Origin of the sequence: Butyricimonas sp. Marseille-P2440 (assembly GCF_900091675.1) — a bacterium.
In the GTDB taxonomy this organism is placed as follows: domain Bacteria; phylum Bacteroidota; class Bacteroidia; order Bacteroidales; family Marinifilaceae; genus Butyricimonas; species Butyricimonas synergistica.
This window is the reverse complement of the sequence record NZ_LT594609.1, coordinates 558,217-584,449: the sequence shown is the minus strand read 5'-3', so window position 1 is coordinate 584,449 and position 26,233 is coordinate 558,217. Positions and strand designations below refer to the sequence as shown.

Here is a 26,233-nt window from a genome sequence, read left to right as displayed (position 1 = left end):
TTTTAGGATTGTTTTATTAAACAGATTAAATGAATTATAGATGAAAAGAATGAAATTGTTTTTTATCACTTGTCTTCTGCTGCTGGTATTCATCCCGGGAGTTTTCGCGCAACAAGACGATAAGTTGTTGCGTTTGTTGAAGGACGAGTTGAATAAGGAAATGCAAGAATTGCAAAAACAAGAAACCCCTCCTTATCACATGAATTTTAGGGTGATGGATAACCGGGTCGTGAGTATTGCCGCTGATTTTGGTGTTTTGCAAGGGACGGTGGAACGCCACACCCGCACGTTGGTGCCGCAGATTCGCGTGGGTAGCCGGGAGCTGGATAACTTCAAATACAACCCGATGGGATCGCCCCAGACGACGCGGACTTCCTCCTCGGTGGCATTTCTGCCGGTAGAGGGGGATGATTGCGAGGAGGCCATTTGCCAGGCGATCTGGGCGGAGGTGTTGAGCCGTTACGACTTTGCCGTGCAGTCCTACCAGCAGGTGAAGACCAAAAGCTCGGTTTCGGTTGCGGACGAGGACAAGGCACCTTGTTTTTCCGAGTCACCGGTGGAGAAATATTACGAGGCGCCGATTCCTGCCGGGAAGCAGGCTATTGATAAAGAAGCTTGGGAAAATAGGTTGAGGGAAGTTTCCGCCGCCTTCAAGGCGTGTCCCGAATTGCTGGCAGGTTCCGCGAGCATCACATTCGAGGTGTTGAGAACCTATTTCGTCAACACGGAAGGAAGTGAAGTCGTGCAGAACCGCATGTGTGCCCGGGTGATGCTGGGAGCCACCATAAAAGCGGATGACGGGATGGAATTGTCCTTGAACATGGATTATTTCGCTTACGACTTGAACGACTTTCCCGGGAACGACCGGATGGTGGCGGATGCCAAGAACATGGTCGAACGCTTGAAAGCGTTGAAAGAGGCGCCGGTGGCAGATCCTTATACCGGCCCGGCATTACTTTCCGGTCCCGCCAGCGGCGTGTTTTTTCATGAAATCTTCGGGCATCGTATCGAGGGTATCCGTTTGAAAGGGGGTGGGGAAACCTTCAAGAAGATGGTCGGGCAGGCTGTGTTGCCGACGGATTTCCAGGTATATTGCGATCCCACGATGCGCGAGTATCACGGCACCCAGATGAATGGTTATTATTTGTATGACGACGAGGGGGTAAAAGCCCGCCGGGTAGACGTTGTCAAGGACGGCGTGTTGAAAGAGTTCCTGATGAGCCGCGTGCCCCTGGACGGGTTCCCGGGCAGTAACGGGCACGGGCGTACTTCCGGAGGCGGCGACCCGGTATCCCGCCAGTCCAACCTGGTGATTGAAACCACCTCTCCTCGCACGGAGGCGGAATTGCGCCAGATGTTGATCGAGGAAGCGAAACGCCAGGGGAAGGAATACGGGTACTATTTCAAGAATGTGACAAGCGGTTTCACCTTCACGGGAGAGGACGGTTCCTTGAACTCGTTCAACGTGACGCCGCTGGAAGTGTATCGAATTTACGTGGACGGTCGCCCGGACCAACTGGTGAGAGGCGTGGATTTGATCGGGACTCCCTTGTCCATGTTCTCCAACATCAAGGCGGCAGGCGACACGCCCAGCACGTTCACCGGGCAATGCGGCGCCGAGTCGGGTTGGGTGCCGGTTACGGCAAATTCCCCGATGATCTTTTGCACGAAGATTGAAACGCAACGCAGGCAAAAATCTACCGATTTGCCGCCGGTTTTGCCTGCCCCGGACGCGGAATAAACAAACACAAGGAATCAGATAAATATAATCATGAAAAAGAAAATGGTAATGCGATATTATATATTCATTTTTTTAGTTATCCTGTTTGCGTCCCCTGTTGTCGCCCAGAGCGAGAGTGACGAGATAATTTTCAAGGCAATGCAGGATGAAATGAAACGAACCCGGGAACAACTCGTGTTGCCGGGCATGACGAAACCCTTTTACGTGGCGTACTCGGTGGCACGCTCCCGGCAAGTTGACGTTGCTGGCGTGCTCGGCGGGATTGTCAATTCCAACGTGACCGGCTGGGCTACCGTTTGCACGGCACAATTGTTGTTGGGGGATTACCAGCACACGAACGATACCCGCTACGTGGGGGCGGCTCCCGATATGAGTAGTGCCTCGGAATTGAATTACAACACGCTACGCCGTAGTTTCTGGTTGCTCTCGGACAGGGCTTACAAGTTCGCCTTGCAAGAGGATGCCGCCAAGAAAGCGTATTTGAAGACGAACCTCCAGGCTCCTGAAATTGCCGCTTTGCCCGAGTTGACGAAAGCGGAGCCGATAAAAAAAATCGTGGAGCGTAAGAAACCGTTCGATTTTGACCAGGCGCGATGGGAGAAGATTGTTAGCGAGGTGTCCGCCATCTTCAAGGAATACAAGGATATTTACAATTCTTCCGTCACCGTTACCGGAAGTGAAATCGATTTTTACAAGCAGACGAGCGAGGGGGTTATTTTAAAGCAACCCACGTCCTATATCTCGTTCTACGCGACGGGGTACGTGCTGACTGACGACGGGGTGAAGATCAGTGATTCCTATTCGCTGATGGCTGCCACCCCCCAGGATCTTCCCTCGCTGGAAGAGTTGAAGAAAGGGGTACGTGCCTTTGCGGAGGATTTGTTGAAATTGAAAACCGTTCCCGTGATCGATGAGTACTATTCCGGTCCCGTGTTGTTCGAGGGGGCGGCGAGTTCTTCCATATTCGTGAGCACTTTGTTGAACCAGAGCGGCCTGTTTGCCCTGCGTGCCCCGTTGGGACAAAAAGAGCAACCCCGGACACTGGAAAACCGTGTCGGCCGCAAGATCCTGGATACCCGTCTGACCGTGAAGAATTATAGCACGTTGGAAAAATACAACGGGGTCGACTTGCTGGGCGCCTACGAGGTGGATGCAGAAGGGGTTGTCCCGGCGAAAGAGATGACGCTGGTCGAGAACGGTATCTTGAAGACGTTTTTGAACGGGCGTGTTCCCACCTTGAAGGCTCCCGGGTCCACGGGCAGCTCCCGGTTCTTGACAACGGGGTCGAATGTCGTTTACGTGACGGCACCCGGAACCATCCACATCCAGGTGGAGGACGGCATGAAACAGGAGAAGATGAAAAAAGCCTTGATTAAAGCTGCCAAGGAAGAGGGACTGGATTACGCCTACATCGTGCGCGATTTCGGGGGGTTGTCCGCCCACGTCTACAAGGTTGACGTGAAAGACGGTAGCGAAACACAGGTGCGCTTCGGTAAGGTTTCCGGCATCAATCTTTCCAAGATGAAACGCGTGTTGCAGATCTCCAGCAAGGAAAACATTGCGAACTATATCTTGCACCGCCAGACATTGTCGTCCTTGATTTACCCGGCATCCGTACTGATTGAAGATATTGAAATCAATGAATCGAAACCGGGCAAGGAAAAGAAAATGGCATTGACTTACCCCTTGCAACGCCAATAAGGCAAAACAGGCAAGAACGTGTTTTTTTTGATAACGTGTTCCCCGAAAGTCCTTTCTCTATTTCCGGGGGCACGTTAATTTTATGTTTTTTATAGTTTCCGCCCGTCGGTGAATATTTCATGAGGCATAACTTTAATTGTCTATGAAAACAGATTTATCGGGTGTGGACGCACCTTTGAGGGTGTCACCGCTGGTGGCAGACGGCTTGTTTATTCGCCAGGACGAGTATTACAAGAAATATTTTTACGCCGACATCGTTTGGATCGAGGCATCGGCTAATTATTGCGATTTCTATTTTAAAGATAAATCCCGGATCACCGTGGCGTGTCGTTTGGGAGTTGTGGAGCGGCAGTTGCCGGACGCGTATTTTGCCCGTGTCCACCGTGGATTTATCCTGAACTTACGTTATGTCGACACGTGGGCGGGCAACTCCTTGCGTGCCGTCGGGAAATGGTTCCCGATCGGGGACCATTACCGGAAAAACGTGTTGGCTTGTTTCAATATACTGGATACTTCCCGGGAGTACCCGAAAACGGGGCGCGAGGAGTAATCCTGTAATTTAATATTCACCGGTCTCGTGGATAAGTTTATCGGCGGGCTCCGGTGGAAGGCTTGTCAATTTATGATTTACGATGTATGACTTTGGATTTATGATAGGGAGATTCCCGGTGAAGACGGGGAGTAGTTCCGGTGAAGACAGGGAACAAATTCCTTTCAAACTCGTTTTAAACTCGTTTCAAAGACCTTCGGGAAGGTTTTTGAAACGAGGGTGATAGGAATGGGAAACGAGAGAGTGAGATTATTAGTCGTTTTTTTGTACCTTTATCATTTCGGATCACGGTTAGTAGATGTTTATAATCCTTTTAGTTTGCTCAACGCTTTTTTCCATGTCCATTCAGGATTACTGTTTCCGTAGTGGCACGCAGTCTTGTTTGATTCGTTTGTTGACTTCGTTCTTGAGCAGTATTTATTTTGAAACATTTTTCTTTGTGATTTTTTTTATAACTTTGAGGAGAAAAATATTAAAGTGGCGTGTATGGAGTTTCGTCGGAATGATGATGAACTTGCGGTTTTGCTAGCACGTTTTAATCGACGTGATATGTCGGCTTTTGCGTCCGTGTATATGGAATATTTCATGGAACTTCATGTTTACGCGAGGCGTCTTTATGCGGGTACTTCGGTAGAACCGGAAGATGTGGTGCAGGATGTGTTTTGTAATCTTTGGGAGCGGGCGGATATTACGTTTGACAGTTTCTTGAAAATCAAGGCGTTTTTGTTTGTTGCGCTCAAAAATGGATTCAAAAATTATATCAGCCATCTTGATGTGGAACGGAGGTACAAAAATGTAGTGGAATTGGATGGCGGTTTTTCGGAAGATGTAGTGGAAAGTGAGCTGGGAGCTTTTCTGTTGGAATATGTCGAGCGAATGCCTGATCCCGGGGGGAAGGTGATGCGGCTCTATTTAAACGGGTACGAGGCAGAAGAGATCGCCGATAGGTTGCGTATGAGTATTCGCACCGTGTATAACACGAAATCTCGGGCTATCGGAATGTTAAAAAGATGGTTGAAAAAATAGGAGCTGTGTCGCAACACAGCTCCTATTTTCTTTAATCCAGTTTCAGTACGGCGAGGAATGCTTTCTGCGGAACCTCAACATTACCGATTTGTTTCATTCGCTTCTTACCCTTTTTCTGTTTTTCCAACAATTTACGTTTACGGGAAATATCACCTCCGTAACATTTTGCCGTCACATCTTTACGAACCGCCTTGATGGTTTCGCGGGAGATGATCTTCGCCCCGATGGCTGCCTGTATAGCGATGTCGAATTGCTGGCGGGGGATCAGTTCTTTCAATTTCTCGCAAATGCGCTTCCCGAAGGAGTAGGCGTTGTCGAAATGGATGAGGGCGGACAAGGCGTCTACCGATTCGCCGTTGAGCAGAATATCCAGTTTCACGAGGTTTGCCCGGCGGTAGCCGATCTGGAAATAGTCGAAAGAGGCGTACCCTTTCGTGATGCTTTTCAATTTATCGTAAAAGTCGAAAACGATCTCGGCAAGAGGCATCTCGTAATTCAACTCGATCCGGTTTCCTGTCAGGTAATGTTGTTTTATCAGTACCCCTCGTTTCCCGAGACAGAGTGTCATAATCAGTCCGATATAGTCTGTGGGAGTGATGATTTGCGCCTTGATGTAAGGTTCCTCGATATAATCCAACACGGTGGGCGACGGCATATCCGAGGGGTTATGCATCTCGAAAGATTCGCCTTTCGTGGTGTGGGCGATGTACATTACGTTGGGAACCGTGGTGATGACGTTCATGTCGAACTCGCGGTCGAGGCGTTCCTGCACGATTTCCATGTGCAGCATTCCCAGGAATCCGCAACGGAACCCGAAACCTAGGGCTGCGGAGGATTCCGGTTCGAAGGTCAACGAGGCATCGTTCAATTGCAATTTCTCAATGGAAGCGCGTAAGTCCTCGTAGTCTTCGGAATCAATGGGGTAAATTCCGGCAAAGACCATGGGTTTCACCTCTTTGAATCCCTCTATGGCGGCTTCGCATGGACGGCTGATTTGGGTGATGGTATCACCGACCTTCACTTCGGAAGAAGTTTTGATTCCCGAGATAATATATCCCACGTCCCCGGTACGCAATTCGTTGCGAGGCTCTTGTTCCAATCGTAGTACCCCGATTTCGTCGGCATCATACTCTTTGCCCGTGCTGACGAATTTTACTTTATCGCCTTTTTTGAGGCTGCCGTTCATGATGCGGCAATAGGTGATAATTCCCCGGAAAGAGTTAAATTCCGAGTCAAAGACCAAAGCTTGCAGAGGTGCATCCGGATCACCTGTCGGGGCTGGAATCCGTTCAACCACGGCTTCAAGTATCTTGTCGACCCCTAAGCCCGTTTTCCCGCTCGCCTCGATGATATCTTCTCGGTCGCAACCGATCAATTCTTCAATTTGGTCTTTTACCTCTTCGGGCATGGCGTTCGGCATATCCATTTTATTGAGGACAGGAATAATCTCCAGGTTATTATCGATAGCCAAGTAAAGGTTCGAGATCGTCTGGGCTTGTATTCCTTGCGTGGCATCCACGATCAGAAGGGCTCCCTCGCAGGCGGCGATCGAACGTGAAACCTCGTACGAGAAGTCCACGTGTCCCGGGGTATCAATTAAGTTCAGTACGTATTTTTCGCCGTTATAATTGTAATCCATCTGTATCGCGTGGCTCTTGATGGTAATCCCCCGCTCCCGTTCCAAGTCCATGTCGTCAAGCACCTGTGCTTGCAGGTCTTTCCCCACGACGGTACCCGTCGTTTCCAGCAAACGGTCGGCAAGAGTACTCTTGCCGTGGTCAATATGCGCGATAATACAGAAATTCCTAATGTTCTTCATCTACGATTTTTTAGATTTAGGATGCAAAGATAATGAATTTCCGGTTCAAAATATAATCGGAAATAGCAACTTCGGGATGTTTTGTATTAAAATATAAGGTGAAGATAAATGAGATGTTGAATAAATTAAGTACACGATGACATAAAGAGAGCATCCTGGGCGGGATGCTCTTTGGTATATGCTTTATCTTGATAAACTCAAGTCCTATTTTAAAATAGGATTCCCGTTATAGGTAACTGACCTCAGTAATGCTTTGGCATTTTTTACGGCTTTGGCGGGAAGCGGGGAGTAATTTACTTTCGTGGTCAGGGTTTGAGCCTCTGAATCTAACATCCAATTTAAAAGCTTTAGCGTTTCCTCTGCTTGTGCTTGGCTTCTGTCTGCATAGGCTTGTTCCTTGTACAGGAGAATCCAGGTAAAACAGCTAATCGGGTATGCATCCGGAGCTGAGGAATTAGTGATCATCGTGCGAGTGTCGGCAGGGATATCTCCTTTGGCGGCAGCGGAAATGCTTTCCGTGTTCGGGGTAATGAATTTGCCGGCTGCATTTTTCATTTGCGCGAATTGAATTTTCATGGCGAAAGCATACTCGGAACCCACGTAACCGATGGAACCTTCCGTTTGGCTGATGACTCCGGCAACTCCCGGATTACCTTTGGCTGCCATTCCTACCGACCATTTCAATGATTTTCCAGTTCCCATCTTCTCTGCCCATTCCGGGCTTATTTTAGTCATGTAGTCGCTGAACACGAAAGTGGTACCACTACCATCAGAACGATACACGGGACTCATGTCTTTGTCTGGTAAATTCACGCCGGGATTGATAGCGGCAATGCGACTGTCGTTCCATTTCGTGATTTTGCCCAGGTAAATGTCAGCCACGATTTCTCCTGTTAATTTCAAGTTATCTACTCCCGGCAGGTTGTAAGCCAGTACCACGGCTCCCATGCAGGTCGGGATGTGAACGACTGCCGCGGGCATTTCGCTCATTTCTTTGTCGGAAAGATAAGCGTCCGATCCCCCGAAATCCACGATTTTGTCTTTTAAGCTACGGATGCCGCCGCCGCTACCGATACCCCCGTAAGTAATGGAGTTTCCGGTTTTATCCTGGTAAGTCTTGAAAGCCAAGTTGTAGAATGGGAGCGGGAAGGTTGCCCCGGCACCTGAGATTGATACTTTTTTGGCGGGAACGTTTTCCCCGTTGTTTGCGTTGCTGCTGAAAATAACAGCCAGCATAAGAATTGTTGTTAGAAATAAGTTTTTCATTTTCTATTCATTTAAGTAATCTGTTTTTCCTTCTCTTTTGCAACCGCAAGTTCCGCTGATATTGTGAACCTTTTGTTACAGCATGAAGACTTAATTGTTAAGTTAAGCCCGGGACAGAAAAATGAATAGAATAACGTGTTTTACTTCATGCTTTCTTGTGGCAACACGAGGTTTAGAATGACTCCTAGCAAAGCGGCAAGCCCGATTCCCGACATGGAGAAATTTCCCCATTCAAATGCAGCACCGCCAATACCGAAGGTGAGAATCAGGGAAACGATAATCATGTTCCTGGTCTTCGAGAGATCCACTTTATTCTGGATCAGGTTACTCATGCCCAGAGAGGCGATAGTACCGAAAAGAAGTAGCATGATGCCTCCCAGCACGGAAGCCGGGATAGATTTCAACAGGGCACTTACTTTGCCGAAGATGGAGAAAATGATACCTGTCACGGCAGCAATCCGGATGACGGCAGGATTGGTTACTTTCGTTAGCGAAACGGCTCCCGTTACTTCCGAGTAGGTCGTTACCGGGGGACCTCCGATGAGTCCGGCAAATACGCAGGCGATACCGTCGCCTAGTAAAGTGCGGTGTAATCCGGGATTTTTAATAAAATCTTTACCGGTGACGCTGTTCACGGCGTAGACATCCCCGATATGTTCGATCACGGGAGCGATAGCCACGGGTAGCATATAAATGATTGCCTCCCAGGAAAACTTTGGGGTGACCAATTGCGGCATGGCGAACCAGGCGGCTTCTTTTATCGGTTTCGTGTCGATATCGTAAAAGAAGAGTGCCACGAGATACCCCACGATAATCCCGCAGAAAATGGGGATTAGCTTCAACAGCCCTTTTCCTTTCAAGGATACGACGACAGCGGTGACGAGGGCAACTAGGGCAAGCACCCAATTCTCGCTAGCCATCTTTACCCCGGAACCAGCCAAAGACAGACCGATCAGGATAATCACCGGACCAATCACGATAGGAGGGAATAGTTTTTTGATAAAATCCGTTCCGCGTAGTTTAACAAGTAGGCTCATAATCCCGTAGACGGCGCCGACGGCGACCATTCCCGATAGGGCTCCCGCCATACCGTACAATTCACTGGCTTTGATGATGGGGGCGATGAAGGCAAAACTACTGCCGAGGAAGATCGGCACGATACCTTTCGTGACAAGATGGAATATCAATGTCCCGATTCCTGCCGTGAGGAGAGCGGTAGACGGGTCGAGTCCGACAAGCAGGGGAACAAGAACTGTTGAACCGAAGGCTACGAAAAGAAATTGTGCGCCGACAACTCCTTTCTGGAAGGTAGAAAGACGATTTGCATCCATAATGTTGTGTTTAAAACCCAACAAAGGTAAATATTCGACGGAGGATTTCAAAAAAAGCCTTACTTTTGTGGTTAAATGTTTGTATAAAAACAAGAGCATATGATAAAATCAATGACCGGTTTCGGTAAAGCAACCGTGGACTACGGAACAAAGAAAGTAATAGTAGAAGTAAAAAGTCTGAATTCAAAGCAGTTGGATATCAATCTCAGAACCCCGAGTCTTTACAAGGAGAAGGATATAGAGATTCGGAACATGATAAAAAATGTACTGGAACGCGGGAAGGTGGATATGTACATCTATTTTGATAACGCGGAAGACGAGAAAGATGTTGCGGTGAACCAGTCGGTTGTGAAACAATATTACAAACAGATGCTCGAGGTTTCTTCCTCCCTGGGAATTGAAATCGATAAAGGCGAGTTATTGCAAACCGTGATGCGATTCCCGGATACCATGCAAGTAAAAATGGACGAGTTGGACGAGGAGGCTTGGAACGCATTGAAGAGCGCTATCGAGAAAGCTTTGGCTGACGTCGATCAATTCCGTATTCAGGAAGGAAAAGTGTTGATTGCCGATATATTGAAACGTGTCGATTTGATAAAAAGCTTGTCTGCTGAAGTGCCGCAATTCGAGAAACAACGGGTGGTGACCATCAAGCAACGCTTGCAGGATAAAATGAAAGAGTGGTGCGAAATCAAGAATATCGACGAGAATAGATTGGAACAGGAGATCATCTATTATTTGGAGAAACTTGACATCACGGAAGAAAAAGTACGTCTAGCCAATCATTGTAAATATTTCATCGAAACCGTTGAGCAAGAAGAAGCCCCCGGTCGTAAGCTTGGTTTTATCGCCCAAGAAATCGGTCGTGAAATCAACACCATGGGTTCCAAAGCCAATGACCACGACATCCAAAAACTCGTAGTCCGCATGAAAGACGAGTTGGAAAAGATAAAAGAACAAAGCCTTAACGTTTTATGAGTTTATAAAGTTCATAAGGTTCATAAAGTCCATAAGGTCTATAAGGTCCATAATGTCCGTAAAGTCCGTGAGGTCATGAAAATAGAGAGATTTGAAGATATTCTTGCTTGGCAAAAGGCGAAGGAGGTAACAAAGAAAATATACATATTGTTGGCTCAAACAAAGGATTATGGCTTTAAAGACCAAATACAACGGGCTGCTGTTTCTGTTATGAATAATGTTGCAGAAGGTTTTGAACGTCGTTCGGATAAAGAATTTAAGCATTTTCTTTTTGTCGCTAAAGGATCTTGTGGAGAGGTACGTTCCATGTTGATATTGGCCAAAGAATTGGATTATATAAAAAGTGATATTTGTGATGATTTGATTTTGGAAACCGAGAAAATTTCCAAGATGCTATCGAATTTTATAAAAGTATTGGATGAATCAAAAAGGACCTTATAGACCTTATGGACTTTATGGACCTTATAGACCTATAATTGATTATGAAAGACGTTATTATTTTTTCAGCCCCCAGTGGATCGGGGAAAAGTACCATTGTAAATTATTTGCTTTCCTTGGATTTGGGGTTGGAGTTTTCGATTTCAGCCACGTGCAGGGCTCCGAGAGGAGAGGAACAACACGGGAAGGAATATTATTTCTTTTCAACGGATGAATTCAGACAACGGATTGGGAAGGATGATTTTTTGGAATGGGAGGAAGTGTATCCGGGATGCTATTACGGGACATTGAAAAGCGAATTGGAACGGATATGGAAAGCCGGGCACGCCGTGGTATTTGACGTGGATGTTGTCGGGGGAGTGAATATCAAGAAAATATTCGGGGATCAAGCTCTTTCTATTTTCGTGAAAGCCCCTTCCGTGGAAGTTTTGCGCCAGCGGTTAGTAGGGCGAGGAACGGATTCCATGGAAAAAATAGAACAGCGGGTGGCAAAGGCGGAATATGAAATGACTTTTGCCGATAAATTCGATGTGGTTATTGTAAATGACGATCTGGAAACGGCATTGGCAGAGGCAGAAAAAGCGGTAAGGGGTTTCTTGAAATGAAAACGGCACTTTTCTTCGGATCGTTCAACCCGATTCATAACGGGCACGTGGGCATAGCCCGCTATTTGCTGGAGAATAGGCTATGCGATGAAGTGTGGTTTGTAGTCAGCCCTTGCAATCCTTTCAAAGTAGACCGTTTCCTGTTGCCTGAGGCGGAGCGATTGCAAATTGTCGAGGCGGCTATCGGGCATGACTCCCGGATGAAGGCTTGTGACGTCGAGTTTACCATGCCAAAACCTTCTTACACGGTAGATACATTGCGTTTCCTGCTCGATAAACATCCCGGTCGGGAATTTGTTCTAGTCATGGGTGCGGACAATGTGGCGGCTTTCCCGAGGTGGAAAGATTATCATTGGATTGTCATGAATTGTCCTATTTTCGTGTATCCCCGTTCCGGAGAATCTTTCCCGGTACAATTACCCCGGGGAATGAGCGTGATTGACGCCCCCCTGTTTCCTTTGTCCGCGACGGAAGTAAGAGAAATGATATTGCGGGGTGAAAATATTTCTGCCCTGGTTCCCGCGGAGGCAGTACCTTTGGTCAAACAATTCTATGGAAAAGGGAATAAAAAATAAGTGAGCCTGTAAATTCGATGTAAAACAAGTTGGCAGAGATATTTTATATCTGAATTACGTGCTCACTCATTCACAGAACAATGCTTGTTGGAAAATTGGGGTAGAGGAAAATCGCGCTCCCACGATAAACATCTTGCCAGCTTCAATTCCCGAAAGCTACATAAACAGTTACGTCTTGGCAGGTTTTCTGACTTGCTTCCTTTTCGTCGCCTTCCCATCCATGTACAGACAGTGGCAGTAGAGACTAAAGTTACGAAGCTTACAGCTGCGGGCACAGTTCCCGACTCTCACGGGATTCCCTTGTAATGTTACGACTAACATTAACGCTCCAATACAGTTACAAACGTAGGGAAAATAATTGATAATTGAAAATGAAGAATTGAAAAATTATTTTGGCGAGGGCATTTTGAATTTTTGGATAAATATGAGATGTGTTGTATAATTATGCGTGCGAATGAATTTGTATATTATTGATAGTGATATATTTATAATAAAACCACGAGCGATGAAAACGTTGTAAAAAGTCGAAAACAAGTTGTACTTTTGTGCCGCGAAAGAGTGCGATTAATAAGTCGAATAATAAATAAATTTAGTATGGGATTTGTAACTAAGGAGAAATTATTCTCTAAGGATTTCTTTATCACCTATGCTTGGTTGCTTGGTGGTTGTTTTGTGTTTGCCGTGGGTGCCGTGATGTTTGCAGAACCTTACGGGTTTGCACCGGGAGGTACTTATGGTTTGTCAATGGTGTTTCATCACCTGTGGGGGTGGAGAACGGAGGCGACAGCCCTTTGTATGGACATCCCGTTATTGTTGTTGGGTATTTATTTCTTGGGAGCGAAATTCGGTATCAAGACGGTGATTTGTACCTTTGCGATACCTGGATTTATGTGGTTAATTCACCAGACTTACGGGTTTGATGCTTTGCTCGAACCGGGCATAACGGAACGTGCGATGCTTAAAGAACCGTTGTTGTCTTCTATTTTCGGGGGTATCGTTTACGGTATCGGTATCGGTATGATCTTCAAATCCCGGGCTACTTCCGGGGGGTCGGACATCATCGCCATGATCTTGAACAAGTACACGCACATCTCTTTAGGAACCTTGGTGATTATCGTGGATTGCACGATCACGTTGACCACCGTGGTTGCTTTCGGGGATTGGAAATTGCCGATGTACTCTTGGATTATAGTCTTTATCGAGGGTAAAGTGATCGACTTGATCGTGGAAGGAGCTTCCGTGCACAAGACCTTGATGATCGTGACCAAAGAGGTCGATACCGTCAAGAATATCATTTTGAACGATATCAACCGGGGTGCCACCATATTGCCCGCTGTCGGTGCTTATAAAGGAGAAACTCGTGAGATTGTTTACACGATCCTCACTCGCCGTGAAATGATGATCTTGCGCCATCGCATTCGTGAGATCGATCCGGATGCGTTTATCAACGTTATTGATTCCCGGGAAATTCTCGGAAGAGGATTCAAGTCATTGAAAAATGACGAATAGAATATTTGAAAAGAATATCTGTTAAGCAAAAAAAAAGAGCCGAAAGGCTCTTTTTTAATACATCCCCGTGATGTCCCAGACGAAGGCCCGGATACCGTTTTCCTTGTTCACCTCGTCAAGATTCTTGACGTATTTCAGGATCAGGGGAACCATTTCTTCTTCAACGATAGTCAATGTAGCGGAGTTCATTTCCGGCCAGGTGTGTGTACCCATTCTCGGTTCTCCGTCGATAGTTCCGGCACCATTGACAAGTGGCCATTGCGTGAAGCCCCGTATTTGCAATTGATCGAGAATGTAAGCAACACGTTCTGTCAAGGCTTGGTTATATGTGATAAATACTGCTTTTTTCATATTTCTTTTTTGATTTTAGAAGTTAGATTCACGATTAAAGTATAACTGAAATCGTGAATCTAGCATCATAAATTATTTATTTTTTCTTCGGAAGGTCTCTTTCCGCATCGAAATCACTCATGAATTTGAACTGTTTCCTGAGGTTTTTCTGTTTATCGCGGCTTCCGCTCTTGTCCATGGCAGCGTAAACGGCGGGTACGATAATCATCGTGATAATGGTAGAGAATATCATACCTCCGATAACGGCGATACCCATCGGGCGCCATGTTTCAGAACCTTCACCCACGCTCAATGCCATAGGCACCATACCCAGGATGGTTGTCAATGAGGTCATCAACACCGGACGCAAACGAGAACGACAGGCTTGAGCGATAGCGTCGTACAAGCGGATTCCCCGTTCACGCATCAAGTTGATAAAGTCGATCAACACGATACCGTTCTTCGTCACGATACCCACCAACATGATAGCACCCAAGGCGGCAACGATACTCATCGTCGTGTTCGTCAGCAACAATGCCAGAATCACACCGGTGAACGCGAACGGAATGGCCAACATGATGATAAACGGCATCTTGAATGACTCGAACTGTGCAGCCATCACGATGTAAACCAACATCAACGACAGCAATAACAACATGATCAAAGAACCGAACGACTCCTGTTGGTCTTCGTAGCTACCCCCGATATACAAGCTCACGTCTTGCGGTACGTCTTCCAACTTATCAAGCATGGATTGAGCGGCGGTTGCGATATCTCCCAAGGCAATACCTGCCGCCGGGGTGATAGACACTTTCAGGATACGTTGTTTACTCTTACGCTCGATGTTTGGCGGAGAGAAAAATTCCTCGATTTCCCCGAGTTCTTTCAGGCGTACCTTTTGTCCTTTGGCATCAACGATAATGATGTTCTCGATCTCCGATAGGGTAGAACGGTATTTCTCGTCGAAACGCACGATAATATCATATTCTTCACCGTTCTCTTTGAACTTGCTGTTCCGGTACCCGTAGATGCGGTTACGCAAGTAAGAGCCCACTTCGGAAGTCGTTAACCCGTGGCGGGCCAATTTATTCTGGTCCAATATCACGCGGAGCTCGGATTTATCCTCGTCCCGGCTGATCTTGATATCCTCGGCTCCGGGGATAGTACGGGCTTGTGTGGCTATCGTGTGTGCCAGATTTGTCGTTGTGTTGAAGTCGTGTCCCATGATCTCTATATCCACCGTGTTGCCACCCATGGAGCCACCGCTCGACGTGGTTACCGTGTATTGCAGGATGTCCGGGAATTGCTTCAAGATACCGCGCACCTGGTCGGCAATCTCGAATACGCTGCGTTTACGGTCTTTCAAGTCTACCGTTCTCAAACGCATATTCAAGATATTATTACCCGTGCTGTTCATCATGGAAGCGAAAGAAGCCTCTTCTTCACTACCGTATGAAAGGTTAATCAACGTGATTTCGGGTATGCTATTGCGGATCACGGAGTCAATATCCAGAGCCACTTGTTTTGTAACCTCAACACGTTGACCGGATTGCATCTTTGCGTACACGTTCAGATAGTTCTGGTCATTCTGGGGCATAAAGTCCGTCTTGACCATCTTGAACAGGAACAAAGAAGCGAAGAACAAAGCGAACATGGATAAGATGGTCACTGTCTTGTGAACAAGTACCCAACGAATCAGACGTTCGTAAACGTTATCCAGTTTTTCCAGCATCCGGGATACGAAATTGTAGAAACTGAATTTGTTGCTATCCGTCTTTTCCTGAATCTTCATCAATTGAGAACAAAGCATCGGGGTCAGCGAGATAGCTGTTACCGTAGAAGTACATACCGTGATACAAACGATCCAACCCAATTGCTTGAACAAGATACCGGTCATACCGCTTACCAACGTCAACGGGAAGAACACGGCAACTGTTACCAGCGTGGTCACGATTACGGACAACCACACCTCGTTCGTTCCGTACTTGGCAGCTTCCCGCGGGCGGCTACCCCGGTCGATATGTTTCGTGATGTTCTCCAGTACCACGATAGCATCGTCCACCACCATACCGATGGCGATAGAGAGGGAGGACAGCGAGATGATATTCAACGATTCTCCTGTCGCGAACAAATAGATAAAAGCAACGATCAAAGAGATCGGGATCGTCAGTGCGATAATGAAAGTCGCTCTCCAGCGTCCGAGGAACAAGAACACGATCAACACCACGAAGATCAACGCGTACATCAACGAGTCCTGCAAGTTATTGATAGACTTGATGATGAAGTCCGAGTTGTCCGAGATGATCTGGAATTTGATATCCGACGGCAACTCTTTCATAGTCTTTTCGATCTCCTGTTTGGCTTGTTTTGCCACAGCCACGGCGTTAGCATCGGTTTGTTTGGTTACCATCAAAACGCCACCTTTGCCCCTGTTGATCGATTGTTCCAGGGTAATATCCTTCAACGTGTCGCGGATGTTAGCCACGTCACGCAGGTAAATGATCTTGTTGTTCTGCGTGCCCAGTACAATATTCTTGATCTGGTCGCTTTCCTCGAATTCACCTTCCACGCGCAACGTGTAGTCCATGTCACCCATCTTCACGTTACCGGAAGAAATATCTTTATTCTCTGCGAGAATCTTGTTACCGATTTGCTCGAGCGTCAGATTGTAAGCGTCCAGTTTATTCGGGTCCAGATCCACGTAAACCACACGTTCCGGGGCTCCGGCTACGATAACGGAAGCAACCCCGTCCACGCGGTTCAAGCGGGTAATCAGTTTATCGTCCAAAATCTTGTCGATACCGGGATAAGACTCCTCGGCGGTAACGGCATAAATCAAGATAGGCATCATCGACGTGTTGAAACGCATGATCGTCGGTCGGTCGATATCGTCCGGCAGTTTTGACATAGATTTATCCACTGCATCCCGCACGTCATTCGATGCTTCGTCAAGATTCACCTCCCACTCGAACTCCAGTGAAATAACAGATAAGTTATCATAGGAGGTAGAGGTCATTTCCTTCAGGTCATCCACGGAGTTCAACTGGTCCTCGAGGATTTTCGTTACGTTCTCTTCAATATCCGCGGCGTTAGCTCCGGGATAGGTAGCCATAACCGTGATGTAAGGCGGATCCATTTTAGGATACTGGTCTACCGGCAATTGTATATAGGAGGCAATACCCAATACCATAATGGCAAGGAAAACCATCAAGGTCGAAATGGGTTTATTGACCGCTGTATTGTATATACTCATATTTCTAATTTTAAATTTTAGATTTTAAATTTTAGATTGCGGGAAATACATCCATGATCTAAATTATTTATTTCGAGATGGAAAGCGGGGATCCGTCAACCAATCTGCCTTGTCCGACAACGACCAATTCGTCGCCCTCGTGAATTTCATCACTGATTAATTCTACTTGATCCTCGAAACGTCTGCCGAGTTTCACAGCCACACGTTTTGCCTTGCCGTCTTTATTCAGGAACACGTAGCGGTCATTCGAACCTTGTAGTTTCAACACGGCGATAGCCGGTGCCACCATGGTTTCCGTGTTACCGATAAAGAAGTCGATCGTTCCGTACATACCCGGTCTTAAAGCCTCGTCCTTGTTCGGGATTTTGATCTCCACGGTGAACGTTCTGGAAGCGGGATCGATTGCCGGGTAAACAATGCTTACCGTACCCTCGAATACCTGGTCGGGATAGATGTTGCTCTTCAGTTGGATCTTCGTCCCGGGCTTCACGGTCAGGTAATATTGCTCGGACAAGTTCACGTATGCCTTCATGGGGTTGATCTTCTCGATCGCGATGATAGAAGGTTTGGTCGCACCCCCGAAAGCCGCACCCGTGTAAAGCTCTTTGTTCTCGAAATATTTCCCGGTCACGATGCCGTCAAAAGGAGCTTCCATCCGCGTGTTCTCTTTCAAGAAATCCACGTTCGATTTTGCCACCTCGTATTGGGTCACGGCTGCATCATAAGCCTGCTTGGAAATACTTCCCGTTTTGTTCAACTGAACGGCACGGTTGTATTCCGTTTCCAGGTTCTGCAATTGAACTTCTGCCTGATGCAATTGGGTTTTATCCATTTCCACGAGCAACTGGCCTTTCTTGATCCGGTCACCCACTTCCACGTATATATTCTCGATTCTTCCCGTGGCAGCCGGGGCGTAGAACACTTGTTTGTCGGCTTCCAGGTTGGCGGCGTAGTCCAAGGTCTTGGCTATATCCGTTTTTTTCATTTTCAATACTTTCACGGGAATAGCTTCTTCGACGTCAGTTTGTGACGCTTTGTCTTTGTTACCGGAGCACCCGGCAAGCATAGCTAGTGCTATTGTCGATAGAATAAGATTCTTTACCATTGTATTTCTTTTTTGTTTTATTATTCAAAGTTGTTTTTATCGCGGAAGTTGGTTATACAATTTTTCCAGGCTTACTTGTGCTTGCAATAGCGTGAGAACTGCCTCCGTGTAGTTCGTTTCGGCTTGCAGGTAATTGTTGTTTGCCTGGGTCAGGTCCAAACTGGAAACGGCTCCCAGCTCGTATTTTCTCTGGTAGTTCTGCAACACCCGCGTGGCGACGTCGATATTCTCTTTTTGCAAACTGTAATTCTCCATGGCGTTCTTCAAGTTGAATTTCAATTGCTCGTCCTGCACGTTCAGCTGGTCTTCCAGTAAATCCTTTTGCAAGTAAGTTTGTTCCAGCGTGATTTTTGCCTGTTTCACTTTGGAATCACGTTGCATGCCCGAGAAGACCGGGATACTCATCGTCAAGCCGGCAGTGTGTTTGGGGCTCATGTCTAGTGCCGGTTTCAAAATCTTGTAGTTGAAATTGTATGAACCGGAAATCGTGGGAGCGTAACTCCACTTCTCGATGCCCAGCAACTTCTTGTTCAACTCAGATTGCGTGTTGATTAATTGATAATTCACGTTATTATTGATATCGAATTTTTCCAAGTACAATCGGCTTGATTTGTCATTCTCGAGGAACACGTCCAATCCGTCCGAGAGCTTTACCGGGGCTCCGGCTTCCAGCCCGAGTTGAAGGCGCAGCAAGTTGTAGTTTACCGCTACCGTCCTCTCCATCGACAGCAGGCTGTTTTTCAGTTGTCCCACGTTAATGCGGATCTGGTCCACATCGGTGATTTCAACCGTTCCGGCCTTATACATATTATCCGTGTGTTTGTAGATCTCGTTCATGTTCTCCAGGTTCTGGCGCAAAATCTCTTGCATCCGTTCGGTCACGAGTATCGTGTAATACGAGTTATAGATATTCTCGATGATATCCAGTTCCGAGGATTCCACCTGTTGTTCGGACAGGCGCACGGCGATCTTGCTGGTTTGCATCCCCAGGATCCACGACCCGCTGAACAGCAATTGTTGCAAACCGACTCCCACGTTGGATTGGTCTTTCATTTTAATCGTTTGCCCGCCGAAATCCATCTTGTACCCGAAATTCGTGGTGTAGGTCAACGTACCGTTGATCTGTGGCAATCCTTGTGATACGGATTCCCTTACCTTCTGGCGGTACGCTTCGATGTTCATCCGCGAGGACTGTAGTTCTTTATTGTGCTTGATAGCAAACTCTACTGCTTGTTGCAGCGAGATCGTTTGCGGGGCTTCTTGGGCGTGAAGCATCCAAGGCACGATAAGCATTAGTAGGAAGAGTGTCATTCCTTTTTTCATAGATTATAGATTTTAATTATTTATATTTTCCGGGAAATTCTCACGCGTTTTTTCTCTCGGTACAAATCTTATACCAAAAAAATCCTCAAAGGGTAAAATTATTCATCTTTCACTTGTTTAGAATTATTTTTTAATCGTTCATACTCTTTTATGCCTTTTTCAGTGGATATCGCGTAGACAAAATTGGTAAAAATCGTCGTGATGATTACCCGCAGGGGATACTCTATTTGTCCGACGATGTTCGGGTCTCTCAAGAAATGCAGTTGCTTGCTCAGCAAGTACAATTGCAGCTCTTTATCTATATCCTCCCTGAAATATTTTTGTTTGATGCCGTTTTCCAGCCATTTCACCAGGAAATCTTTCGTGACAGCCTCTTCCGCCTCGGCAATCTTTTGGTATACCGCCGGGTGGTATTTCTTCATGTCGAAATAATTGGCGGGTAACCGGCTTCCCAGGTCGCTGACCATGAAGTCCCTGATTCGTCCCACGATCTCGATGGGATTCAGCCCTTCCAGTTCTTTCGTGTCCGAGGCAACCATCCTCACTCGTCTTCTGTATAGCATCACTTGCTCCACCACGTCGTCTTTATTGGCGAATTGTTGATAGAGCGTTTTTTTCGAAATTTTCAAATGATTCGCTATATCATCCATGGAGGTGCTTCTCAGCCCGTATCTTAAGAAAAGATCCGAGATGTCCGCTAAAAGCTCCTCGTTTTGATGTATGTTCTCGTCCATAGGCGATTAATTTTAAACAGTTCGTACGTGGAAACGAAATGAATACAGAACGTTTCCGCAGGCAAAAGTATACAAATATCGTTCCACTAATACTACGCTCGTGTTAAATTATTGTTAAATCACTTGATTGGCGCAACTTTTCATGCATTTTAGCATGAATAGACAATTTTCAATTTTCAATTCTCCATTTTCAATTCCATAATGCCTATCTTTGTCGTATGATTGATCAGGCTACAATACAGAAAATTTTTGATGCAGCGGATATATACGAGGTAGTTTCCGATTTCGTGAGTTTGAAGAAGCGGGGAGTGAACTATTTAGGCTTATGTCCGTTCCACAACGAGAAGACCGGTTCGTTCACCGTCTCCCCGGCAAAAGGCATTTACAAGTGCTTCGGTTGCGGGAAGGGCGGCAATGCCGTGAATTTCATCATGGAACACGAGCAGATGTCTTACGTCGAGGCATTGAAATATCTTGCCGAGAAATATCATATTCCCATCGAGGAGAAAGAACTCACCCCGGAGCAACGGCGGGAGCAGACGGAACGGGAAAGTATGCTCATTGTTTCCGCCTACGCCAACGAGTACTTTCAGTACCAGCTCTGGAACACCGACGAGGGGCGCTCCGTCGGCCTGGGGTACCTTCGCCAGCGGGGGATCAGTGACGAGATGATCCGCAAGTTCGGCTTGGGTTACAATCCCGAGGCGTGGGGCGCTTTCACCAAGGCGGCACAGGAAAAGGGCTACAAGCAGGAATTCCTCGTGAAAACGGGGCTCTCCATCGAGAACGAGCGGGGACTTTTCGACCGTTTCCGAGCCCGCGTGATGTTTCCCGTGCAGGACCTTGCCGGGAAGGTTATCGCTTTCGGCGGGCGTACCATGACTGCCGACAAAAAGATCTCGAAATACCTCAACTCCCCGGAGTCCGAGATATACCACAAGAGCAAAACGCTTTATGGTATCTACTTCGCGAAGAAGTCGATCGTGCAGCAAGACCGCTGTATCCTCGTGGAGGGATACACCGATGTTATCTCCTTTCATGCCAAGGGTATCGAGAACGTGGTGGCGTCTTCCGGTACCTCCCTTACCATCGAGCAAATCCGCCTGATCCGCCGCCTGACCCCCAACGTCACGATCATCTATGATGGGGATGCCGCCGGTATCAAAGCTTCTCTCCGCGGGATAGACCTCGTGCTGGAAGAAGGGTTGAACGTGCGGGTATTGTTGTTGCCGGACGGGGAAGACCCCGATTCGTTCGCTCGAAGCCACACCACGCGAGATTTGGCGGACTTTATCGCGAACAACGAAACCGACTTTATCAACTTCAAAACCAAATTGTTGTTAGGTACTGCCGGTGACGATCCCGTGGAGCGTGCCCGCTTGATCACCGACATCGTGCGAAGTATCGCCAAGATACCCGACAATATCGTCCGCTCCGTCTACGTGCGGGAAACCGCCCACCAGCTGGACGTGGAGGAACGTGTACTTTATACCGAGATTGCCAAGGTGCGCCTGAAAAACGAGGAACAAACCTCCAAGCATCCGACTGCCGTCGTTCCCGAGATTTCCGTTGCAACTCCAGCGCGGGGAGCCACTCCCTGCGACCTGGAAGAGAGCGTGCTGATCCGCTATATGCTGTTGTTCGGCAACAACGAGTTGTACGAGGAAGAACGCAACGGTTTCATGCGTAGTGTTTCCGTGGGTGAATTCATCGTCCGTGAACTGGCAGAGGACGATCTCGAACTCTTAAACCCGATTTTCCGTGCCATCCAGACCGAGTACCAGCAGCAATATGAGTCGCCTTCCTTTATCCCGGCACGCCATTTCATTGCCCACCCGGATATCAAGATCAGTACCGTCGCCGCCAATATCCTGAGCGAGCCCTACGAGTTGAGCAAGATCTGGTACAAGATGGATAATTACGTCGAAACCGAGCAAATGAAACTCGCCGAACTTCTCCCGAAAATCCTGGATAATTACAAGATGCGAAGAGTGGAGATGCTTTCGCGGGAGATTGACAATCGCATCCTCGAGTCGCAAAATAACCCCGATCCCCGGCAGATTATCGACCTTCTCAAGCGCAAAAACACGATCAACGCCATTCGCCGTAAACTGAACGAGAAACTCGGGCGCACCGGTATTCATTAAATCAGTACATTATAGCATTTGATAAGTTCGTGGGGTTTAGGTGGCATGCGACCTGTTGTTCATGGTGATTTCCATGAGTAGACGGTGGGAAGTCCTGTCTGAATATGGCATTATTTCCGTGTGAATTCCGGTTCACTTCCGTCATGAACGCTATAGGAACCCTATATGAACCCTATACGAACGCTATATATAATAGCGTTCATAAAGGATTTATATAGGGCTATTAAAATATGATAAACGGAAGTAGACCGGAATTCATACCCTATTGATATTTTATTAGGATAGGTTTTCGGCAGGACATCACACTGTTCTCGGCATGAAGTGTTGGGAAACGGCGATAATGACGAGAAGATGTTGTTGAAATAATCCATTTAAAGATGGTCTATGGGGGAGAGTTGGAAACAGGGGATGTCACTGTTCGGAGTGGAGGAGGATGTATCCCCCGTTTTGAGCTTTGATTTGTAGCGAGGGGTCGGTTTCGAGGGCTTTGCGTACCCGGCTGGCGTATTTTTTCAGTTCGGAATCCTTGCCGAGCGAGGCTTTTCCCCAGATGCCCTGGATGAGATAATCGCGGGCGGCGATTTCGTCGTTTTGGGCGCAAAGCAATTGCAGGAAGCGGGCGTCGGTCGGTGGCAGTTGAGTCTGTTTTTCCCCGATAATCAATACGCGGGAGGCGCTGTTGTAGGAGGTCACGGGCGAAAGCCGGTAGGAGTGTGGTTGTTTTATCTCTTTGGTGATGCGGTCGCGAAGGTTGTTGAGGTGGCGTGCCAGTAATTCGGCGTCTTTGTCTTTGCTGAAAAATTCGTCGGCTCCTGCGTCCAGTGCGTCTATCTCGTGTTCCCGGTCGCCGTGCGAGGTGTAGATGATCACGTGTGTCTCGGGGTCTTTTGCCCGCACGAGGTGGGTGAGTTCCACCCCGTTGACCTCGGGTAGGTCAAGGTCTAGAAGTAGAATGTTCGGTCGTTCCCGACGGTAGGCACTCCAGGCGGCTTTCCCGTCGGGAACGATTTCGACGGAGTAGCCGTGCAGTTCGAGTATTTTTTGCACGAGTTCGGCGGTTCGTTTGTTATCCTCGGCGTAGAGTACACGGGTATGGCTTTTCGGTTGGCGTTCCATGGGGTTAGTATTTTTGTCTTTTGGTTGTTCTAGGTAGGGTGATGGTGAAGGTTGTACCGTTGCCGGGAGTGCTGTCGACGTTGATTTTACCCCCGTGGGCGATGATGATTTGGCGGGATTGGTAGAGTCCCAGCCCGTGTCCTTTGGTTTTCTTGTCGCCCTGGTGCTGTGCCCTGTGGTAGCGCTCGAAGACGTGGCGTAATGCCCGGGGAGGAATCCCTTGACCGTTGTCTTTTATGGTTATTCCTACGTGTTTGTCGTTCGGGGCAGTACAGGTGATGTCTATTTCCGCTTCTTCGCCCGAGTACTTGAGCGAGTTGTCGATGAGGTTCTGGAACACGGCTTGCAGGAAGTCCGGGTCGCCGGAGATCATTGGGTCGGGGGTGTTGAAATGGAGGCGAATGTGGAACGATTTGTCCGGCGGAGTGTTCCAACGGTCGGGGGCGGTGACCGTTTCGAGCATCTCTTGCAAGTTGAACGTTTTCGGGGTTAGCACGATGCCGTGGGCATCGGTGGACCGGAGTAGCATCCGGTTGATGGAGTGTAGCATGTTGTTCAGTTCCTGCCGGTTTTTTTCCGCCTGTTCGATTTGTTCCTCTTTAGAGAGGTGCGGCAACAGGTAGCACAGGTATTTTTGGTTTTCCACGGGATGCTTCAAGTCATGGACGATGCTGTCGATGTATTCTTTTTGGTTTTCCCGTTGCCGTTTCTCGTCGTGGTAATTCATGTAGAGGCGAATAACGCAGAATGCTAGCAAGAGGGTAATGAAGAGGGTCGTGGCGATTTGTAGGAAAGTTGCAGAGGAGAGATGAGTTAATGGATAGTTGTACGTGGCGTATAATATGTCACGAGTAAGGTACCCTAGCGTGTCGCGATACTCGGGATGGGCGGGGAGTGATTGCACGATATTTGGGTAAGATTCTTTGATGTTTCCTGCGCTGTCTGTGAGGGTGAATTGCAGGGAGGCTATTCGTATTTGGGTGGAATCGTTTTTTGTTTTGAGGTAATTGTAAAAGTTTTTTAATGTCCAGCGTTTAGTGTCTCGGATGTCATAGCAGGCTGTTTCCGCTAAAGCGTATGTATCTTCTTTCGGGGGTAATGTGTATGTGGAGTAGTTGCTGTCAATGGAAAATTTTAATTCATGGATGTCCGCATTGAAACTGTACGTGTTATTTTCGTTGGCAGATTGTAAGTGAAACACGTGAATGGTGTTTGTGATGTTATTGTTTAGGGTGTGTTGATACTGTGCTTTTTGGTGTTGATAGAGTTGGTGCAAATGGATCGTTTGATTGTATAGCAACAAACCAATAATGGTATAAACAATATATAGTATTGACTTCGATTTGTTTTCCATAAGTTTATTTTTTGCAAAGGTATGCAACTCGCAACCTATTCGCAACCTTTTTTTTCTTTTTCGCGGGAGAAAAGTTAGATCTTTATACTGAAAATAATTGTTAAGAGTGGAAGCTATTACTTGTGATGTGAAATGATAATAATAATTTTAAAAAAAGGAAGGAGGTGCGATTAAACGAAGTATTAAATGTGAAAATATTTTTGATTTAATGTGTAAAGAATTAATATTTGAAAAATGAAACAGATTTGTATTGTAATATTAAGTTTTTTGATGCTGCTTCCTGGGGGCTATGCTCAGGAAAATGGTAAAAAAGCGGTAATTACTTTCGAAAAGCAAAAGCATGATTTTGGAGAGATAAAGGAGGGTAAAAAATACACGGTAGAATTCAAGATACAGAATACAGGGGATGCGCCTCTTATTCTTACTAAAATAGATGTATCGTGTAATTGTATAGCCATAGATTATCCCCAAGAACCTATTAAACCGGGAGAAAATGCGGTAATTAAGGTTACATTGGATGCTAATAAGAAAGTAGGTCGAATTATTAAAAGTATTTATGTAAATAGTAATGCTAAAAATCGTTTAGAGGTTATTCGTATTTTTGCATTTATTAAATGAGAATTGAAGTTATGAAAACATTTATTTTTTTGTTCGCAGTGTTGGTGAGTTTGGGTTTATGTTCTTGCCAAGAACCGTTAATGTATAGTTGTGACGAAGAGTTGAATGATTGGGTGATTGATAATATGGAAGATATTCAACTTTTAAGCCGGAGTGAATGGAAAAAGCTAGAAATGGAATATCAAATTCCTGCTTATAGAGCTTTTACTTCCAAACAAAAACAAGATTTCTGGATTGAAAAATTAGAGGAGGTACTGGAATTGGATTGGAACCAGAAAGAAAAAGATCATTTGAAAGTATTATGTGACTATGTCAAAGCAAATCAATATGTATTTGAATTAGACATTGATGAAGATGAGACAGACTTTATCGAATTTGACAAATTCCAGTATGAATGGATATGCTATGCCCAAGAGGAATTGAAATGGGAAAAGAGTGTGATTGCCGCTATTATTACCAATGGTTACAAAGTGAAGAATAAAGAAGGAGAATTGGATCTCCCGATTGAAAGTTTGGCTGTAATTAAAAGATCTTCGGAAATTTCTTGTTCTTGTAGTACGCGTAGTGATTGGTGCCAGTCTGGATTTTGTGAAACGATTATGGCATGCAATAAACGCGATGGATGTGGAACTTTGATGCGGTATACCTGTGATGGGTTGTGTTCTGGATTTTAAAATGAGATATGTACGGTGATATTATCACCGTACATGTATA

Annotated in this window: 22 protein-coding genes, 1 pseudogene and 1 riboswitch; of the genes and pseudogenes, 13 read left to right on the top strand and 10 right to left on the bottom strand. The window is 46.6% G+C overall.

All coding sequences use genetic code 11. The annotated features are described in order from the left end of the window. Positions 1 to 40 precede the first annotated feature (40 nt). The 5 genes and pseudogenes from BN8899_RS08200 to BN8899_RS08185 all read left to right on the top strand — a co-directional run bounded on the left by BN8899_RS08200 (position 41) and on the right by BN8899_RS08185 (position 5,018). Complete coding sequence (locus BN8899_RS08200) at positions 41 to 1,741, top strand: TldD/PmbA family protein (protein WP_082986961.1); 1,701 nt, start codon at positions 41 to 43, stop codon at positions 1,739 to 1,741. A 30-nt stretch (positions 1,742 to 1,771) separates the two neighbouring features. Beyond that, entirely contained in the window at positions 1,772 to 3,442 is a 1,671-nt protein-coding gene (locus tag BN8899_RS08195) for a metallopeptidase TldD-related protein (RefSeq protein WP_231932298.1), read from the top strand. A gap of 142 nt (positions 3,443 to 3,584) precedes the next feature. Beyond that, the gene (locus tag BN8899_RS08190; RefSeq protein ID WP_065219046.1) at positions 3,585 to 3,992 is read left to right on the top strand and encodes a LytR/AlgR family response regulator transcription factor; all 408 of its coding nucleotides are present in this window, start codon (positions 3,585 to 3,587) and stop codon (positions 3,990 to 3,992) included. 273 nt (positions 3,993 to 4,265) lie between these two features. Beyond that, positions 4,266 to 4,389: pseudogene (locus BN8899_RS21125) on the top strand (AAA family ATPase); the annotation flags it as partial. Positions 4,390 to 4,478: 89 nt separating this feature from the next. Then, complete coding sequence (locus tag BN8899_RS08185; protein ID WP_065219045.1) at positions 4,479 to 5,018, top strand: RNA polymerase sigma factor; 540 nt, start codon at positions 4,479 to 4,481, stop codon at positions 5,016 to 5,018. Positions 5,019 to 5,049: 31 nt separating this feature from the next. Here the strand turns inward: BN8899_RS08185 and lepA are convergent, their stop codons facing one another. The 3 genes from lepA to BN8899_RS08170 all read right to left on the bottom strand — a co-directional run bounded on the left by lepA (position 5,050) and on the right by BN8899_RS08170 (position 9,434). Next, positions 5,050 to 6,837 carry a translation elongation factor 4 gene (gene lepA / locus BN8899_RS08180; RefSeq protein ID WP_018338038.1) on the bottom strand — a complete coding sequence of 596 codons (1,788 nt, stop codon included), beginning with the start codon at positions 6,835 to 6,837 and terminating at the stop codon, positions 5,050 to 5,052. 204 nt (positions 6,838 to 7,041) lie between these two features. Further along, positions 7,042 to 8,103, bottom strand: coding sequence for a phosphate ABC transporter substrate-binding protein PstS (pstS, locus tag BN8899_RS08175; RefSeq protein WP_026207574.1), 1,062 nt, complete (start codon positions 8,101 to 8,103; stop codon positions 7,042 to 7,044). A 140-nt stretch (positions 8,104 to 8,243) separates the two neighbouring features. After that, positions 8,244 to 9,434 carry a uracil-xanthine permease family protein gene (locus tag BN8899_RS08170; RefSeq protein WP_065219436.1) on the bottom strand — a complete coding sequence of 397 codons (1,191 nt, stop codon included), beginning with the start codon at positions 9,432 to 9,434 and terminating at the stop codon, positions 8,244 to 8,246. 99 nt (positions 9,435 to 9,533) lie between these two features. Here BN8899_RS08170 and BN8899_RS08165 point away from each other — a divergent pair, with 99 nt between their 5' ends. The 5 genes from BN8899_RS08165 (at position 9,534) to BN8899_RS08145 (ending at position 13,539) form a co-directional block, all read left to right on the top strand. Continuing rightward, on the top strand, positions 9,534 to 10,412 hold the full coding sequence (locus BN8899_RS08165; RefSeq protein WP_018338041.1) for a YicC/YloC family endoribonuclease: 879 nt from the start codon (positions 9,534 to 9,536) through the stop codon (positions 10,410 to 10,412). A 75-nt stretch (positions 10,413 to 10,487) separates the two neighbouring features. Beyond that, the gene (locus BN8899_RS08160) at positions 10,488 to 10,853 is read left to right on the top strand and encodes a four helix bundle protein (RefSeq protein WP_065219044.1); all 366 of its coding nucleotides are present in this window, start codon (positions 10,488 to 10,490) and stop codon (positions 10,851 to 10,853) included. A gap of 41 nt (positions 10,854 to 10,894) precedes the next feature. Then, positions 10,895 to 11,455, top strand: a complete 561-nt coding sequence (gmk, locus tag BN8899_RS08155; protein ID WP_065219043.1) for a guanylate kinase — start codon at positions 10,895 to 10,897, stop codon at positions 11,453 to 11,455. After that, the gene (gene nadD, locus BN8899_RS08150; RefSeq protein ID WP_065219042.1) at positions 11,452 to 12,030 is read left to right on the top strand and encodes a nicotinate (nicotinamide) nucleotide adenylyltransferase; all 579 of its coding nucleotides are present in this window, start codon (positions 11,452 to 11,454) and stop codon (positions 12,028 to 12,030) included. Before gmk ends, nadD begins: the two co-directional genes overlap by 4 nt. Positions 12,031 to 12,189: 159 nt before the next feature. Continuing rightward, positions 12,190 to 12,378: riboswitch (cobalamin riboswitch) on the bottom strand. A 246-nt stretch (positions 12,379 to 12,624) separates the two neighbouring features. Continuing rightward, on the top strand, positions 12,625 to 13,539 hold the full coding sequence (locus tag BN8899_RS08145) for a YitT family protein (protein ID WP_018338045.1): 915 nt from the start codon (positions 12,625 to 12,627) through the stop codon (positions 13,537 to 13,539). 54 nt (positions 13,540 to 13,593) lie between these two features. Here the strand turns inward: BN8899_RS08145 and BN8899_RS08140 are convergent, their stop codons facing one another. From BN8899_RS08140 to BN8899_RS08120, 5 genes are all read right to left on the bottom strand, one after another. Continuing rightward, positions 13,594 to 13,890, bottom strand: coding sequence for a PG0541 family transporter-associated protein (locus BN8899_RS08140; RefSeq protein WP_018338046.1), 297 nt, complete (start codon positions 13,888 to 13,890; stop codon positions 13,594 to 13,596). Between the two features lie 76 nt (positions 13,891 to 13,966). Next, positions 13,967 to 17,122, bottom strand: coding sequence for an efflux RND transporter permease subunit (locus BN8899_RS08135; protein ID WP_018338047.1), 3,156 nt, complete (start codon positions 17,120 to 17,122; stop codon positions 13,967 to 13,969). Positions 17,123 to 17,189: 67 nt separating this feature from the next. Further along, positions 17,190 to 18,227, bottom strand: a complete 1,038-nt coding sequence (locus tag BN8899_RS08130) for an efflux RND transporter periplasmic adaptor subunit (protein WP_026207576.1) — start codon at positions 18,225 to 18,227, stop codon at positions 17,190 to 17,192. A 36-nt stretch (positions 18,228 to 18,263) separates the two neighbouring features. Beyond that, positions 18,264 to 19,550, bottom strand: coding sequence for a TolC family protein (locus tag BN8899_RS08125; RefSeq protein ID WP_040371565.1), 1,287 nt, complete (start codon positions 19,548 to 19,550; stop codon positions 18,264 to 18,266). A 98-nt stretch (positions 19,551 to 19,648) separates the two neighbouring features. Beyond that, positions 19,649 to 20,284 (bottom strand): TetR/AcrR family transcriptional regulator, encoded by a 636-nt coding sequence (locus tag BN8899_RS08120; protein WP_018338050.1) that lies wholly within the window; start codon positions 20,282 to 20,284, stop codon positions 19,649 to 19,651. Positions 20,285 to 20,502: 218 nt separating this feature from the next. Here BN8899_RS08120 and dnaG point away from each other — a divergent pair, with 218 nt between their 5' ends. Then, the gene (dnaG, locus tag BN8899_RS08115) at positions 20,503 to 22,431 is read left to right on the top strand and encodes a DNA primase (protein WP_018338051.1); all 1,929 of its coding nucleotides are present in this window, start codon (positions 20,503 to 20,505) and stop codon (positions 22,429 to 22,431) included. A gap of 411 nt (positions 22,432 to 22,842) precedes the next feature. Here the strand turns inward: dnaG and BN8899_RS08110 are convergent, their stop codons facing one another. Continuing rightward, positions 22,843 to 23,547, bottom strand: a complete 705-nt coding sequence (locus BN8899_RS08110) for a response regulator transcription factor (RefSeq protein ID WP_065219041.1) — start codon at positions 23,545 to 23,547, stop codon at positions 22,843 to 22,845. A 4-nt stretch (positions 23,548 to 23,551) separates the two neighbouring features. Next, positions 23,552 to 24,901, bottom strand: coding sequence for a sensor histidine kinase (locus BN8899_RS08105; protein WP_065219040.1), 1,350 nt, complete (start codon positions 24,899 to 24,901; stop codon positions 23,552 to 23,554). A 234-nt stretch (positions 24,902 to 25,135) separates the two neighbouring features. On the opposite strand from BN8899_RS08105, the gene BN8899_RS08100 reads away from it, so the two are divergent. Then, positions 25,136 to 25,519, top strand: a complete 384-nt coding sequence (locus BN8899_RS08100) for a DUF1573 domain-containing protein (RefSeq protein ID WP_065219039.1) — start codon at positions 25,136 to 25,138, stop codon at positions 25,517 to 25,519. 11 nt (positions 25,520 to 25,530) lie between these two features. Further along, complete coding sequence (locus tag BN8899_RS08095; protein WP_065219038.1) at positions 25,531 to 26,193, top strand: bacteriocin fulvocin C-related protein; 663 nt, start codon at positions 25,531 to 25,533, stop codon at positions 26,191 to 26,193. Positions 26,194 to 26,233 lie beyond the last annotated feature (40 nt).

Excerpts from the sequence above, each read along its gene's own strand:
- BN8899_RS08120 (WP_018338050.1), bottom strand. The coding sequence starts at position 20,284 with ATGGACGAGAACATACATCAAAACGAGGAGCTTTTAGCGGACATCTCG.
- BN8899_RS08185 (WP_065219045.1), top strand. The coding sequence starts at position 4,479 with ATGGAGTTTCGTCGGAATGATGATGAACTTGCGGTTTTGCTAGCACGT.
- BN8899_RS08195 (WP_231932298.1), top strand. The coding sequence starts at position 1,772 with ATGAAAAAGAAAATGGTAATGCGATATTATATATTCATTTTTTTAGTT.
- BN8899_RS08160 (WP_065219044.1), top strand. The coding sequence starts at position 10,488 with ATGAAAATAGAGAGATTTGAAGATATTCTTGCTTGGCAAAAGGCGAAG.
- BN8899_RS08105 (WP_065219040.1), bottom strand. The coding sequence starts at position 24,901 with ATGGAAAACAAATCGAAGTCAATACTATATATTGTTTATACCATTATT.
- pstS (WP_026207574.1), bottom strand. The coding sequence starts at position 8,103 with ATGAAAAACTTATTTCTAACAACAATTCTTATGCTGGCTGTTATTTTC.
- BN8899_RS08100 (WP_065219039.1), top strand. The coding sequence starts at position 25,136 with ATGAAACAGATTTGTATTGTAATATTAAGTTTTTTGATGCTGCTTCCT.
- BN8899_RS08095 (WP_065219038.1), top strand. The coding sequence starts at position 25,531 with ATGAAAACATTTATTTTTTTGTTCGCAGTGTTGGTGAGTTTGGGTTTA.
- BN8899_RS08145 (WP_018338045.1), top strand. The coding sequence starts at position 12,625 with ATGGGATTTGTAACTAAGGAGAAATTATTCTCTAAGGATTTCTTTATC.
- BN8899_RS08170 (WP_065219436.1), bottom strand. The coding sequence starts at position 9,434 with ATGGATGCAAATCGTCTTTCTACCTTCCAGAAAGGAGTTGTCGGCGCA.
- BN8899_RS08110 (WP_065219041.1), bottom strand. The coding sequence starts at position 23,547 with ATGGAACGCCAACCGAAAAGCCATACCCGTGTACTCTACGCCGAGGAT.
- BN8899_RS08165 (WP_018338041.1), top strand. The coding sequence starts at position 9,534 with ATGATAAAATCAATGACCGGTTTCGGTAAAGCAACCGTGGACTACGGA.
- BN8899_RS08130 (WP_026207576.1), bottom strand. The coding sequence starts at position 18,227 with ATGGTAAAGAATCTTATTCTATCGACAATAGCACTAGCTATGCTTGCC.
- BN8899_RS08200 (WP_082986961.1), top strand. The coding sequence starts at position 41 with ATGAAAAGAATGAAATTGTTTTTTATCACTTGTCTTCTGCTGCTGGTA.
- nadD (WP_065219042.1), top strand. The coding sequence starts at position 11,452 with ATGAAAACGGCACTTTTCTTCGGATCGTTCAACCCGATTCATAACGGG.
- BN8899_RS08135 (WP_018338047.1), bottom strand. The coding sequence starts at position 17,122 with ATGAGTATATACAATACAGCGGTCAATAAACCCATTTCGACCTTGATG.
- BN8899_RS08140 (WP_018338046.1), bottom strand. The coding sequence starts at position 13,890 with ATGAAAAAAGCAGTATTTATCACATATAACCAAGCCTTGACAGAACGT.
- dnaG (WP_018338051.1), top strand. The coding sequence starts at position 20,503 with ATGATTGATCAGGCTACAATACAGAAAATTTTTGATGCAGCGGATATA.
- lepA (WP_018338038.1), bottom strand. The coding sequence starts at position 6,837 with ATGAAGAACATTAGGAATTTCTGTATTATCGCGCATATTGACCACGGC.
- gmk (WP_065219043.1), top strand. The coding sequence starts at position 10,895 with ATGAAAGACGTTATTATTTTTTCAGCCCCCAGTGGATCGGGGAAAAGT.
- BN8899_RS08125 (WP_040371565.1), bottom strand. The coding sequence starts at position 19,550 with ATGAAAAAAGGAATGACACTCTTCCTACTAATGCTTATCGTGCCTTGG.
- BN8899_RS08190 (WP_065219046.1), top strand. The coding sequence starts at position 3,585 with ATGAAAACAGATTTATCGGGTGTGGACGCACCTTTGAGGGTGTCACCG.